This window comes from Halobacillus sp. ABD4_316 (genome assembly GCF_056161385.1).
Map to the genome: position 1 here is coordinate 648509 of NZ_JBSWZA010000002.1, position 14918 is coordinate 663426.

The following is a 14918-nucleotide window of genomic DNA, read 5'->3' on the forward strand; positions in this document are numbered from 1 at the left end:
CTCTTTGAAAGAATAAGAGTGTGCTATAATGTTCCTATCTGTAAATTCGACAAATATTGGAGGTTTATTAATGGAAGAGACCATTTCCTTGAAAGAAATTTTCGAGGTGATCAAAAAAAGAGTGTGGCTGATTGTCGGCTTAGCAGCTGGAGCAGCGGTCATCAGTGCCTTAATTACATTGTTTGTTCTGACACCAACGTATGAATCATCGTCCCAGTTTATTGTGAACCAGTCCAGCAATCAAGACCAGAGTGCTGCTTACGATATCAATGAGATACGCTCGAACGTCGAACTTATCAATACATACAACGTTATCATTCAAAGTCCGAGAATTCTCGACCAGGTGGCCGATGAATTGAATCTTGATATGACAGCATCAACTCTATCTAACAAGATTTCTGTTTCAAATGCGGAACAGTCCCAGGTTGTGAACGTTACCGCTACGGATGAAAATGCGTTGTTGGCGGCTGATATTGCTAATACGACCGTAGAAGTATTTAAGCAGGAGATTCCGCAGTTGATGAACGGAGTAGATAACATTAATGTTCTGTCTACAGCTGAGGTGGGATCGAATCCAACACCGGTAAGCCCGAATACAGCTTTGAACATTGCGATTGCTTTAGTGGTTGGGTTAATGATTGGTGTCGGCCTTGCCTTCTTACTGGAGTACCTCGACAACTCGATCAAGTCTGAAACGGATATCGAAGATGCACTAGGCCTTCCGGTTATGGGTGTCGTTTCCACGATCACATCCGATGATACGGTGGATCTAGGGAAAGCACGGAAGTCAAAGAACCGCGTATCTGAAATGAGGGGTGAATCTGTTGGCACGTAAGAAGAAAGCAGCAACAGCGACAAATACAAGAGCGAAGAATCTAGTTACAAAGAACAATCCGAAATCTCCAATTGCCGAACAGTTCCGGACCATCCGGACGAACCTTCAGTTCACTTCTGTCGATAAAGACTTGGAAACAATGGTTGTCACATCAGCCAACCCTTCAGAAGGGAAGTCAGTCACAACAGCCAACGTGGCTGTTGTCTTTGCCCAGCAGGGGAAAAGGGTGCTATTGGTAGATGCAGATTTACGAAAACCTACCATTCACTATACGTTCCGTGTACCGAATACGATTGGTTTGAGCAACTATTTGATTGGTGCTCAGAAAGTATCTGAAATTGCGAGTCATACAGACTTAAATAAGCTTGATGTCATTACATGCGGCCCGATTCCACCAAACCCATCTGAACTGCTTGGTTCCAACAAAATGAGAGTATTCATTGAAGAAGCCAAACAGACATATGACATGATCATTTTTGATACACCACCGGTTCATGCCGTCACCGATTCCCAGGTGCTTGGAAACTTTGTTGATGGAGTCCTTCTCGTTGTACGCAGTAAACAGACAGAGAAAGATTCTGCGTTGAAGGCAAAAGAACAATTGGAACAGTCCCAGGCCAATATCCTCGGTGTTGTATTGAACGACCAGGATATTAAGTCGAGCAACTACTACTATTATTATGGGCAATAAAAAAGGGAGGGTCTAAGACCTTCTTTTTTTATTAGTCTCACCAGATATAACTTCAGTCACATAAATCTACAAAATTATAACAATTGTCATTACCTTGTTCTTCATATCCATGCTTATTCTTGATATAATCGGCGTTAGTTTATAAAAAACTAGTTTGATAGGTTGGAATAAGAAAGGGGAGTTTACCATGATTGATATTCACAGTCATATTCTGCCTGGTGTAGATGATGGTGCTCAAACGATAGAAGAAAGTATACAGATGGCCGAAGCAGCAGTCGCCGATGGAATTACAACGATTGTAGCGACGCCACACCATAAAAATGGTGCGTATGATAATTATAAACATGATATTTTGATTCAAGTGGCTGAACTGAACCGAACATTTCAGGAGCAGGGCATTGATTTAGAAGTGCTTCCCGGTCAGGAAAACCGTATCTATGGTGAAATGGTCCAAGGACTAGAAGCTGATGAAATCCTAGCTATAGATGATAAGACAAAGTACGTCCTGGTAGAATTCCCATCCAGTTCTGTTCCGCGTTATGCTGAACAGCTTTTCTTTGATCTTCAGGTAGCCGGGTACAGCCCTGTCATCGTCCATCCGGAGCGTAATAAACAGCTCATAGAAAATCCAGATCTTTTGTATTCTTTTGTGAAAAAGGGTGCCTATACTCAAGTCACCGCCGGCAGTCTCTGTGGAAATTTTGGGAAGAAAATCAAGAAGTTTTCAGAGCAGCTTCTGGAAGCTAATCTCGCTCATCTAATAGCCTCAGATGCTCATAATACAAAGACCCGGGGTTTCTGTATGAAAGAGGCGTATGAAGCGATTAATAAAAAGTTTGGAAATGATATGGTTTATTTATTAATGGAAAATGCAGAAGATGTGCTTGAAGGGAAAGTGTTAGCATCTGAGCCACCTAAGCATATTAAAAAATCTAAATTTTTAGGTGTATTTAACCGTTGATATAATGCAAAAAGGGCACATTGAACTATCTTACTTGTGTCCTTTTTCTTCTTTTGAATTATATCGAAAGCGCATTCATAACAAACTTTTACATTTTATATAAAAGTTATGTAAAAATCTGCGTCACAGGTCTTCTTTTGAATGGTGGAAAATGGTACAATCAAGTTTGTTACAAAAGAGTTACATTTGTGGGAATTATCAGGGTTGTATAACATTTATTAAAAAGATGGCCTTTGTTGAAAAAGCTTCTAATATCGATTAGGAAGACCATTTGGTATACCAAATATGAAACTAAAAAAAGTTATACAGCTTACATAGAGAACATGAAAAAGCCCTGACTCAAAGACAATTTAAAAAGGAGGAAGTTCATTGACCACAGCATATAAAAGAAGGCTTCTTTTATTGATATTGATAGATTCACTCATTGTTTCCTTCTCCATCTATATGTCCCATTTTTTCCTTAATCCATATGTGGCCGTTTTTGATGGAATTATGTTGGTGTTATCCTTATCGCTGTTAGTAAGTCATCATTTATTTTCCAGTATTTTTGGTATGTATAAGAAGAAATGGCGTTATGCAAGTACAGAGGAACTTATAGGTATTATATCTGTTGTTACTTTATCAATAATTACTGCTGCTTTCATTCAGCTAATTTCCTTCGGTGCTATTTATGAAAGAGCCCTTGTTGTTACTTGGATGTTACATATCTTACTTATTGGTGGAGTCCGGTTCGCGTGGCAATATTATAAGACCTACGGGTTTACAATCAATCCCAAATTTAAAAAGGCGCGAATTATTAAAAAGGACCCTAACCATCAACGGACTTTAATTATTGGAGCAGGCTCTGCGGGCAGAATGCTTGCTAGGCAGATGATGAATTCCAATGAAGTGGAAAATGAACTTGTAGGGTTTGTAGATGATGATTTCACGATGCATCACTTGACAGTTGCTACTCTTCCTGTGTTAGGGAGTACAAATGCAATCAAACAAATCTCAAGTGATTATCAAGTAAACCATATTGTCCTTGCTATGCCTTCTGTTGATAATAATCGAATTAAAGAAATCATTACGGAGTCAAAACAAGTGGTGAAGAATGTACAAACTTTACCGATGATTGAAGATATTGCCATGGGTAATGTGTCTGTTAATCAAATCCGAGACGTGCAGATCGAAGACCTTCTAGGTCGTGAGCCTGTCGAACTCGATATAAATTCCATCGAATCAGAAGTCAAAGGGCAGACCGTAATGGTCACAGGTGCCGGAGGTAGTATAGGTTCTGAAATATGTCGACAGCTTATTAAATTCGGGCCGGAACGCCTTATTTTACTCGGTCACGGTGAAAACAGCATTTATACAATCCATATGGAATTAAAACAGTACGATATTGATACAGAACTTGAGACCGTTATTGCAGATGTTCAGGATCGAGAGCGTATTTTCCAAATCGTACAAGACTACGCTCCATCTTATATTTATCACGCAGCCGCTCATAAACATGTACCACTAATGGAAGCTAACCCGAAAGAAGCGGTGAAGAACAACGTTATTGGCACAAAGAATGTTGCTGAAGCTGCTCATCAGGCAGGGGTGAAATCTTTTGTTCTCGTTTCCACAGACAAAGCAGTTAATCCGCCAAACGTGATGGGATCTACGAAGCGTATTGCAGAAATGGTTGTTCAGAACCTTGGAAGAAAAAGTAAGACAAAATTTGTTGCTGTACGATTCGGAAATGTACTTGGAAGTCGTGGAAGCGTTATTCCTCTCTTTAAAAAACAAATTGCTGCTGGGGGACCCGTCACTGTCACTCATCCTGATATGACCAGATATTTTATGACGATTCCAGAAGCATCAAGGTTAGTCCTGCAAGCAGGCGCTCTTGCTCGAGGTGGAGAAGTGTTTGTGCTCGACATGGGGGAACCCGTAAAAATTGTAGACCTTGCAAAAAATTTAATTCAGCTCTCCGGTTTCTCTGAGGGTCAGATTCCGGTTCAGTTTAATGGCATTCGTCCTGGCGAGAAGATGTATGAAGAGCTTTTGAGTGATAAGGAAGTTAATAAGAAACCGGTGTTTCCGAAAATCTTCATCGGAAAGACAGTCGAATTTGATTACCAGCTCGTTGAGTATTTGGTTGAGCACCATCTTGATAGCAGCGTTGAAGATTTAAAAGAATATGTGATTGACTTGGCTAATAATAAAATTCCAGCTAGTAAGAAAATTACGGAAGAAGTGTTATAAGGGGGAGTTTGGTATGAAGAAAGTAAAAAAAGCAATCATTCCAGCAGCAGGATTAGGTACTAGGTTTCTACCAGCAACCAAAGCTATGCCAAAAGAGATGTTGCCGATTGTCGATAAGCCTACAATACAATACATAGTGGAAGAGGCAATTGAATCTGGGATTGAGGATATTATCATTGTTACGGGAAAAGGGAAACGTGCTATTGAGGATCACTTTGATAAAAATTTTGAGCTTGAAGATAATTTAATGCAGAAAGAGAAGTTTGACCTACTTGAAAAGGTTAATGCGACATCCAATGTAGAAATTCATTTTATTCGCCAAAAAGAACCAAAAGGGCTCGGTCACGCAGTTTGGTGTGCTAGGAAATTTATTGGTGATGAACCGTTTGCTGTATTACTAGGTGATGACATCGTTCAAGCAGAAAAGCCCTGTCTAAGACAATTAATGGATCAATATGAAGATACTCTTTCTTCAGTTATTGGTGTGCAATCTGTTCCAGATGAGGAGACTCATAGATATGGAATTATTGATCCGCAAGAAAAGGAAGGTCGGCGTTATCAAGTAAATAAATTTGTTGAAAAGCCTAAGCAAGGAACAGCTCCCTCTAATTTAGCTATCATGGGTCGTTATATTCTAACACCCGAAATTTTTATGTTCCTTGATAAACAGGAAAAAGGAGCAGGTGGGGAAGTCCAACTGACTGATGCAATCCAAAACTTAAACCAGATACAACGCGTATTTTCATATGACTTTGAAGGTAAAAGATATGATGTTGGTGAAAAACTAGGTTTTGTCAAAACAACTTTAGAACTAGCACTTGACCGTGAGGACTTGAGAGATGACGTACTTGAATATATGAAAGAGCTAGTAGATGGTTCTATAGTTAAAAATTAAGAGTATTTGTGTAGCTTAATGCACTTATGTCACATATGACCTTATTTATTGTAGGGGCATCTCTTTAAAAAAACGAGATGCCTCTATAGTATACATTACCTTTTAAATTGAATGAAAAAAGGCCTTAATTACTTTACCTTGTATTAGTAAGATAGCTATTTAAGCCTTAAATGAAAATTATTATAACATTTCATTGTTATTCTATCTTACTATTTTAGAATTTAATTCAAGATAAAGGTTTAGCGTGAATTAAATCCTAAAATAGTAAACGATATATAAGGAGCACTCTAATTATGTATTTAAAAATAAAGAGATTAATTGATGTTTTTCTTTCACTAACTGGTCTTATTTTATTGTCTCCAATTCTAGTAATCCTTATTTTAAGTATAAAAATTGATTCTAGAGGGCCTGTATTATTTAAACAAAAACGTGTCGGCTTGAGTAAGAATCATTTTCATATTTTGAAATTTAGAACTATGAAAATAGATACACCTAAAGATACACCTACACATTTACTAAATGATCCAGAACAATACATAACTACGGTTGGAAAATTTCTCAGGAAGACCTCTTTGGATGAACTACCTCAAATATGGAACATATTAATAGGTCAAATGAGTATTATTGGTCCAAGACCCGCCCTATGGAATCAAGATGATTTAATATATGAACGGGATAAATATGGTGCAAATAATGTTCCTGCTGGTTTAACTGGTTGGGCCCAGATTAAAGGAAGAGATGAAATTTCTATTGAAGAAAAAGCCATGTTAGATGGTGAATACGCTAAGAATATAAGTTTTTCCATGGATGTAAAATGTTTTTTTGGAACTTTTATTAGTGTGGCAAAAAGTGAAGGCGTCAGAGAAGGAAGCATAAGTAACGAAAAGAAAACTGACGAAAAAAACTCTGGATCATAATAATTGAACCTTATTTAAATGGGGGAAAGATATGCTATTAGTTACTGGAATAACAGGTCACACAGGGGAATTTTTCCTAAGAGAACTTAAAAAAAATAATTATGAAGGGAAAATCCGTTGTATTGTTAGAGAAAATTCGAAGACTTCACTTTTAGATAATAGCGGACTAAACGTTGAAAAGGTTGTTGGAGATTTAGAAGACGAAGGATTTTTGGATAAATGTATGAAAGGAGTAGACACAATTGTCCACATCGTTAATATTAGATACACACTACATATATTAAATGCAGCTATTAGCAACAATGTCTCAAGAGCAATTTGTGTACATACGACAGGGATATATTCAAAGTTCAGAATAGCATCTGAAGAATACGAGATTATTGAAGAGAAAATCAGAGACATAGTATCCGAAAATAATATACAAATGACAATTTTGCGTCCTACCATGATATATGGAGATATATATGATAAGAATATGAGTAAATTCATAAAAATGGTAGATACGTTTAGAATTTTTCCTGTCATAAATCAAGGAAAGAGCCTTATACAACCTGTTAATGCTAGAGATCTTGGTAAAGCATACTATAAAATTCTGATGCTCCCCTCTGATAAAGCTAAAAACGAGTATATTTTATCAGGTGAAAAACCTATACAAATGATAGATGCCTTTAGGTTAATAAGTAAATTATTAAATAAGAAAACAAAATTTATTAGTTTCCCGTTAACGTTTGGTATATTACTTGCGAAAATTATAAAAGTAATCACTTTTGGTAAAATTGATTATGTTGAAAGGGTACAACGGATGAGTGAAGACCGTAGCTTTTCTCATAGTGAAGCAAGTTCGGATATTGATTTCACTCCAGAACCTTTTGAGCAAGGTATAGCAAGAGAAGTAACAGAATATCTTAACAAGCAGTAGGTGAATGTGAATTGGGGAAAAGAATACTGATACTTTCAAATCACTTTATTACCCTCTATAACTTTAGGAAAGAACTCATAAAAACCTTGATTTCAGATGGTAATGAAGTTATTATATCCATGCCAAAATCGAAAGATAATGTTTATTTTAGTAATATGGGATGTAAGATTATAGAGACACATGTTGATAGGCGCGGGATTAACCCTGTTAGCGACTCGAAATTACTGATAAAGTATGTAAAAATAATGAAGGAAGTGGATCCGGATTATGTTTTCTCGTATACGATAAAACCCAACATATATGGTTCTATTGCTTCCAATATAACTAGTAATAAACAGGTTAGTAATGTAACTGGTACGGGTGCTACATTTATGAAAGAAACCTTTTTAAGTATGATAGCTAAAATATTGTATAAGATATCTTTGAAAAGATCTTATAAAGTTTTTTTCCAAAATAAAGGTGATAGGGATTTCTTCGTTAATAATAAAATGGTGAAAGATAATTATTCCATGCTCCCTGGATCAGGTGTTAATTTAGACCAATATGAAGTGCATAACCTTCCTAGTGATGAAACAGTTAACTTTATATTTATTGGAAGAATCATGACATTAAAAGGTATAGATGAGTACTTGCAATGTGCTAAAAATATAAAGGCAATATATCCAAACACAAATTTTTATATAGCTGGTTTTATTGAAGAGGAAAAATATAAAGGAATCATAAATCATTACCATTCAAGTGGACTAATAAGGTATTTAGGGTTTCAGAAAGACATCCAGTCGTGGGTACAGAAGTGTCATTGTACTGTACTACCTTCTCACGGTGGTGAAGGAATTCCTAATGTTCTTTTAGAATCCGCAGCTACAGGAAGAATATGTTTAGCCTCAAATATAAACGGATCTAACGATGTGATTATAGAGAGTGAGACTGGTTATTTATTCGAGACAGGAAATGCTGATAATTTAACTGAAAAAGCTATGAAAGTAATAAATTTAAGCTTCGAAGAAAAACGATTAATGGGATTAGCTGGGAGAACCAGGGTAGCAAACAAATTTAATAGACAAATAGTTATTAAAGAGTATATGAATTTAATCCATGAGTAAAAAGGTGATCACAGGTGAATTACAAAAAGATATTCCAAAGTGAAAAACTTAGAATGAATATATTAGGTTTAACAGAATTTATTCCGGATAAGATGATGATTTATATCCAGTATTGGATTAAAACGGGTAGAAACTTAAAATTGAAAGAACCGAAAAGATTTAATGAGAAAATACAATGGTATAAATTATACTACCGGGATCCCTTAATGACTAAATGTGCGGATAAGTATGAGGTTAGAGATTACGTGGCTTCAAAAAATTTACAACATATATTAATCCCTTTACATGGAGTATATGAAAGTGCTGCAGAAATAAACTTCAAGGATTTACCGAATAAATTTATATTTAAAACTAATAATGGAAGTCATACGAATATTATATGCCATGATAAAAGTGCGCTTCAATTAGAAGATACAAAGAAAACATTGGATCACTGGATTACTAAACGAACCGCCAAAGCTGGAAGAGAATGGGCTTATTATGATATTAAGCCAAAAATAATCTGTGAAGAGTTTTTGGATGTACCTGACGGTAATGGTCTCATTGATTACAAATTTTATTGTTTTGATGGGAAGTGCTCATATATCAAAGTGGCTACGGATACATCATCCGGAGACCCTAAAAATGGAATTTTCAACATGAAGTTTGAGCAGCTTCCCTACTGCAGGAATGATGTAAATAAGATAACCACTGAAATAGAGAGGCCTGAAAATTTTGAATTAATGTGTGAAATAGCAGAAAAACTGTCTGCCGATTTCCCGCATGTGAGAGTGGACTTGTATAATATAAATGGGCAAATTTACTTTGGTGAGCTTACATTCTATGATACATCAGGCTACCAAGTGTTCGAGCCAGACGAATTTGATTATATTTTAGGTGAATTATTCCCTGTCAACAAAATGGTAGTATAGAGGAGTTAAGAAATGAGAGTTTTATTTTGCCATGATGGTCCTTTAAGAGTAGATAGCGATGAAAATTATTATGGGATAGCCCATAATGATGAAATGTTTAAAAGATATTATGCTATTGCTAATGAATTATCAGTAGCTATACGAACTAAAGGAGTTTCTATAAACCAAGCTGGGACAAAATTGTCTAAAATATCAATTTCTCCATTTCATGTTATAGATATCCCTAATATGTCAAGTGTTAAAGGAGCTATATTTAAAAAAAAAGAAAGTAGAAAAAAAATAAAAGAAGCAGTTGAAGTTTCAGATTTTATTGTTGTTAGATTTCCAAGTTTAATTGGTTTTATTGCATACGATGAAGCGAAAAAGCAAAATAAACCCTGTTTAGTAGAAGTTGTAGCATGCCCTTGGGATGCTTTTTGGAATCATAGTATCCTGGGTAAGTTTGTTGCACCTTTAATGTATTGGTCAACAAAAAAAAGAGTTTGGAATGCTAAGTATGTAGTATATGTTACAAATAACTTTTTACAGGATAGGTATCCTACTAAAGGTGAAAATGTGAATTGTTCTAATGTGGCATTAACAAAATTTGATGATGATATTCTTAAAAAAAGAAGAGAAAAAATACAAAGGAGAAGTAAAAACAGCAAACTCATAATCGGAACTACCGCATCTGTAAATATAAGATATAAAGGTCAACAATATATAATTAAAGCATTAGGTAAACTAAAGAAACAAGGGATTACAAACATTGAGTATCAACTTGTAGGAGCAGGAGATCAAACATATTTAAAATCCATCGCAAAAGAACATGATGTGCTTGATCAGGTTAAATTCTTAGGTCCAATGGTACATAAAGATGTATTCGGGTGGTTAGAAAAAATTGATTTGTATACTCAACCAAGTCGTCAAGAAGGCTTACCACGTGCACTAATTGAAGCGATGAGTAGAGGTGTGCCTGCTTTTGGGGCAAGGACGGCGGGGATACCTGAATTGTTAGAAGAAGGTTTTATATTTAGTAACACAAGTAATAATGTTTATGAAATATGCGAAATAATAAATAGTTTCACCGGAAAAACTATGGAATATCAATCTAAGCGAAATTATGAAGAAGCAAAAAAATACGATAAAACTATTATTGATGAGCGGAGAAGGTATTTCTTTCAAAGGTTTAAAGAAAATTCATAAAGACATAAACAGCAATCCATATCTTGTGGCGGATTACATTTATGTTTTTGAAATAAGGTGATAAATTGAATAAAAAAAAGATTATGATATTTATGTATTCGTTAGGTGGAGGTGGAGTACAAAGGTTTATTATTAATCTACTAAGTAAGTTGGATAGTGGTAAATTTGATATTTGTATAGCACTTGTTAACAAAAAAGGAATATACTTAAATGATTTGCCATCATATATTAAAGTAATTGATTTAAATGCTAAGAAAATACACTTTTCACTAACCCCATTAATTAAAGAAATTAGAAAAGAAAAACCTGATATTTTATTTTCCATTGATACTACTATAAATATAGTAGCGATATTAGCTAAGTTAATATGCAATAAAAACTTTAAGTTAGTAATAAGACAAGCCGTAGAAATAAATGAAAAGTCTACGGGGAAATTTAAGATTTTACTAGCAAAAAAATTATATCCTTTAACTGATAAATGTATAGTATTGACCAATGTTATGAAAGAAAATATCATTAATAAAATCAATATTCCAGAATATAAAGTGCAAGTCGTTTATAATTCAGTAGATTTAAATTTAATATCTAGAAAAAAAGTAGAAGAAATTAATGATAATTTTTCAAGTATTAAAGGACCGAAATTAATTGCAGTTGGCCGATTGACAAGACAGAAAAATCAACTTTTATTATTGGATTCATTTGAGCTTGTATTAAAAAGAAATGATGCAAATTTAATTTTAGTAGGTGATGGTGAGGACAGAGGTAAAATTGAAGCGAAAATCAAGGAAAAAAAATTGGAGAAAAAAGTAATGTTCCTTGGTTATCAAGATAATCCATATAAATATATTTATAATTCAGATATTTTCATACTTCCTTCTCTATATGAGGGGCTTAGTAATGCTTTATTAGAAGCTCTAGCTTGCGATATACCTATAATAACTACAGATAATCCTGATAATATTATAGAGGATAGAGTGAACGGCTTTTATGCCAGGCTTAATAAAGAAGATTTAGCCGAAAAGATCGATCATCTTATTTTTGACAGCGATTTACGTAAGGATATCATTATGAATAATAGGGAGTATGTAAAAACATTTGATTTAGTAGAAATGAAGAAAAAATATGAAAATATATTTAGTGAAATGTGATAGTAATATCAAGTATAATATGGGGTGAATTTTAGTAATGTTGAAAATTATAAAAAAAAACAAGGTTGCTTTAAATCTTTTTAAGCAAATAAGGTACCATTATTTTAAAAGGTTATCGAATAGGCAACTTATAGAGAAACGATTTAAATCTAGTTTAGGTAGGAGTGTTAACCTAGATTCACCTGTATTGTTTAATGATAAATTGCAGTGGTTAAAACTATATTGGCATGATTCTCATGCAGCATCTTGTGCAGATAAATATGAAGTTAGAGAATTTGTTAAGGATCGAATAGGTGAAGAATATCTTAATGAACTTTACGGTGTTTATGAATCTGTTGATGATATTGATATTAATGCTCTTCCAAAGTCATTTGTCTTAAAGGGAACCAATGGTTCGGGTGATAATATACTGTGTTCAGATAAAAATCAAGTTAATTGGTCCCGAACATCAAAAATAATGAAAAAGTGGTTTAAGCGAAATTTATATTGGACAACTCGAGAATGGGTATATAAAGATTTACAACCTAGGATTATATGTGAAAAATTTATGGTTGATGAAAAAGGGATCCCCCCTATGGATTACAAATTATTCTGTTTTAATGGGGAACCTAAATTAATACAGGTAGACATAGATAGATTCAAGGAGCATAAACAAAATTTTTATAGTGTTGATTGGGAACTTCAAGATATTACTATTGATGATATTCCAACTTCTAATAAGAATTGTCATATTGAAAAACCACAAACTTTAGAAAAAATGCTTGAATTAAGTAGAGAACTATCTAAGGGTTTTCCGCATGTTAGAGTAGATTTTTACAATGTCAAAAACCAAATTATTTTTGGTGAATTAACCTTCTTTCATAGAAGCGGATTGGGTAAATTCTCCTCACGAGGAGTAGAAAAAAAACTGGGTGACTATTTGAAACTACCATATGAATCCTAGTTCCCTTTTTTAATAAATATTATGACAAATAAGCATTAGTTATTGGATAAATATACTCTTTATATCCAAATGTGATTATTTAAGGGGAAGTGAAATGGGGATAATTCAAACTTATTTCTTGTATTTTTTTGTTTTAATTCTTACTACTGCATTAGTTTTCGTATCTGAAAAAGTAAGACCGAATTTACATAGCAAGTTTATTTTTTTTGGAGCTATTGTTATTCCAGTTGTAGTATCAGGGTGGAGATATGGAGTTGGAACTGATTATTTTGCATATGAGAACATATACTACAACTTAACAGGATTTAGTAGTATTCAAGAGGCTATTTTTGATACTAGATTCGAACCAGGGTGGGTATTACTTAATTACTTTATTAAATATACTTTTGATGATGTTAGATTTTTATTTGTTATATCCTCACTGCTAATATGGATTATAACTTTTAAGGCAGTATATAATTTCAAAGAGAAAATTAATTTAACCATAGCGGTTTTTATTTTAATGAGTACGATGTTTAACCCTAGTTTTAATATCATTAGACAATCTGTAGCGGTCGCGCTAGTTCTTTTATCGATTAGATCAATATATGATCGAAAACTTTTGAAGTTTATATTTACTGTATTACTTGCGAGTTGTTTTCATTACACAGCATTAGTGTTCATGCCAGTTTATTGGTTGTTAAACAGTAGATATAAAAGTATTGGTTTTCTTAAAAAATCGTTAGCTATTATTTTAACTTTACTATTAGTTATCAATGCAAATTATTTTCTTGGACTAATTACAAATCTTGAACTATTTTCAGCATATAGTCAATATGATTTGAATATAGGAAGCTTAGGCATAGGGAACTTAGTTATTAAACTCCCTATTATAATAATTATAGGGTATAATTTGCGAAGATTAAAATATAAATCTAACTTTGTATACCAAATGTCAATAGTGTATTATATGGGATTAATACTTGAATTTTATGGATATTTAGCAGATTATGTTGGTCGTATAGCACTATACTATGAGATTATACAAATTTTTATCCTTGCCACAATAATTGATTTACATGTTTCTAAAAATAATAAACTCTTTTACAATTTAATTATTATTATATACTTTTCAGGGTGGTTTGTTTATTATTACTTTATACAAAATAACCATGAAACGATCCCATATATGTGGTCTTAGACGCATAGCAAATAAACATCATAATTAATTAATTTCAAAATTAAATACAATATAAGTATACAAGGGAGTTGATATATTGGATGAATTAGTAAGTGTTGTAATTACAACTTATAAAAGGCCATTCAAATTACTAGAAAGAGCTATCCTTAGTGTTTTAAATCAAAGTTATAAAAACTTAGAGGTAATTGTGGTTAATGATAGTCCAAAAGAATACCTTTACAAAAAAGATATCGAACAAAATATTAATTTAATACGAGATAATCGTATTAAGTACATAGTCCATGAAGACAATATGGGAGCTTGCAAAGCAAGAAATACTGGAATAGAAAATTCTAGTGGAGGATATATAGCTTTTCTTGATGATGATGATGAATGGTTAACTAACAAAGTTGAATTACAAATGACAAGATTCACAGATGTTAATGTGGGGTTAGTATATTGTGATTCCTATACTGTTAGTCCAAAAGATGATAAATCTGAAAGTAAAGTTATAAGACAAAATAGAATAAAAGGTAGTGTCTATGATCGTTTAATTGAGCGAAACTTTATAGGATCTACATCTTTTGTAATGGTAAGAAAAGCAGCTTTGGACAATTGTGGTGTATTCAATAATAATATTAAATCATCTCAAGATTATGAGTTATGGCTAAGGATAGCGAAGAAATACAAGGTGGATTATGTTGATTCTCCCTTGGTAAATTATTATTTACATGAAGGGGAGAGGATTTCGGCAAATACTAGCAATAAAATACAAGGCATGGAAAAAGTTATAGATTTAAATATAGATTATTTAAGAGCAAATCCGAGGGTGTTTTGTAAACGAAGGTTAGATATTGTTCCTTTCTATCAATCTAGGGATGGTTTGAGAAAAGCCCTAGAAAAATGGTTTGAGGCTTTTAAAATACATCCTTTATATAGTAGAAATCTAAAATTTTTAGGTAAGATTATCAGGAATCAAATTCGGTACAGAATATGAAGAAAATTAGATATTTGTT

Annotated in this window: 14 protein-coding genes; all 14 read left to right on the top strand. The window is 33.5% G+C overall.

The genetic code is table 11. The annotated features are described in order from the left end of the window. Positions 1-70: 70 nt before the first annotated feature. The 14 genes from ACXAJH_RS10235 (at position 71) to ACXAJH_RS10300 (ending at position 14899) form a co-directional block, all read left to right on the top strand. Positions 71-835, top strand: coding sequence for a YveK family protein (locus ACXAJH_RS10235; protein WP_474993798.1), 765 nt, complete (start codon positions 71-73; stop codon positions 833-835). Beyond that, entirely contained in the window at positions 825-1526 is a 702-nt protein-coding gene (locus ACXAJH_RS10240) for a CpsD/CapB family tyrosine-protein kinase (RefSeq protein ID WP_474993800.1), read from the top strand. Before ACXAJH_RS10235 ends, ACXAJH_RS10240 begins: the two co-directional genes overlap by 11 nt. A 187-nt stretch (positions 1527-1713) precedes the next feature. Then, positions 1714-2487, top strand: coding sequence for a tyrosine-protein phosphatase (locus ACXAJH_RS10245; RefSeq protein WP_474993802.1), 774 nt, complete (start codon positions 1714-1716; stop codon positions 2485-2487). Positions 2488-2856: 369 nt separating this feature from the next. Then, on the top strand, positions 2857-4722 hold the full coding sequence (locus tag ACXAJH_RS10250) for a polysaccharide biosynthesis protein (protein ID WP_474993804.1): 1866 nt from the start codon (positions 2857-2859) through the stop codon (positions 4720-4722). 13 nt (positions 4723-4735) lie between these two features. Beyond that, positions 4736-5617 carry a UTP--glucose-1-phosphate uridylyltransferase GalU gene (gene galU / locus ACXAJH_RS10255; RefSeq protein WP_474993806.1) on the top strand — a complete coding sequence of 294 codons (882 nt, stop codon included), beginning with the start codon at positions 4736-4738 and terminating at the stop codon, positions 5615-5617. A 293-nt stretch (positions 5618-5910) separates the two neighbouring features. Then, positions 5911-6534 carry a sugar transferase gene (locus ACXAJH_RS10260; RefSeq protein ID WP_474993808.1) on the top strand — a complete coding sequence of 208 codons (624 nt, stop codon included), beginning with the start codon at positions 5911-5913 and terminating at the stop codon, positions 6532-6534. 31 nt (positions 6535-6565) lie between these two features. Further along, complete coding sequence (locus tag ACXAJH_RS10265; protein ID WP_474993810.1) at positions 6566-7453, top strand: NAD-dependent epimerase/dehydratase family protein; 888 nt, start codon at positions 6566-6568, stop codon at positions 7451-7453. An 11-nt stretch (positions 7454-7464) separates the two neighbouring features. Further along, positions 7465-8556 (top strand): glycosyltransferase family 4 protein, encoded by a 1092-nt coding sequence (locus ACXAJH_RS10270; RefSeq protein ID WP_474993812.1) that lies wholly within the window; start codon positions 7465-7467, stop codon positions 8554-8556. Between the two features lie 14 nt (positions 8557-8570). After that, the gene (locus ACXAJH_RS10275; RefSeq protein ID WP_474993814.1) at positions 8571-9467 is read left to right on the top strand and encodes an ATP-grasp fold amidoligase family protein; all 897 of its coding nucleotides are present in this window, start codon (positions 8571-8573) and stop codon (positions 9465-9467) included. A 12-nt stretch (positions 9468-9479) separates the two neighbouring features. Then, positions 9480-10652 carry a glycosyltransferase family 4 protein gene (locus ACXAJH_RS10280; RefSeq protein ID WP_474993815.1) on the top strand — a complete coding sequence of 391 codons (1173 nt, stop codon included), beginning with the start codon at positions 9480-9482 and terminating at the stop codon, positions 10650-10652. A gap of 65 nt (positions 10653-10717) precedes the next feature. Continuing rightward, a complete protein-coding gene (locus ACXAJH_RS10285; protein WP_474993817.1) occupies positions 10718-11800 on the top strand; it encodes a glycosyltransferase in 1083 nt (360 codons plus the stop codon). Positions 11801-11837: 37 nt separating this feature from the next. Continuing rightward, positions 11838-12743, top strand: a complete 906-nt coding sequence (locus tag ACXAJH_RS10290) for an ATP-grasp fold amidoligase family protein (RefSeq protein WP_474993819.1) — start codon at positions 11838-11840, stop codon at positions 12741-12743. Between the two features lie 94 nt (positions 12744-12837). Continuing rightward, positions 12838-13923, top strand: a complete 1086-nt coding sequence (locus tag ACXAJH_RS10295; RefSeq protein WP_474993821.1) for an EpsG family protein — start codon at positions 12838-12840, stop codon at positions 13921-13923. Between the two features lie 76 nt (positions 13924-13999). Next, a complete protein-coding gene (locus tag ACXAJH_RS10300) occupies positions 14000-14899 on the top strand; it encodes a glycosyltransferase family 2 protein (protein WP_474993823.1) in 900 nt (299 codons plus the stop codon). The last annotated feature ends 19 nt before the right edge of the window (positions 14900-14918 follow it).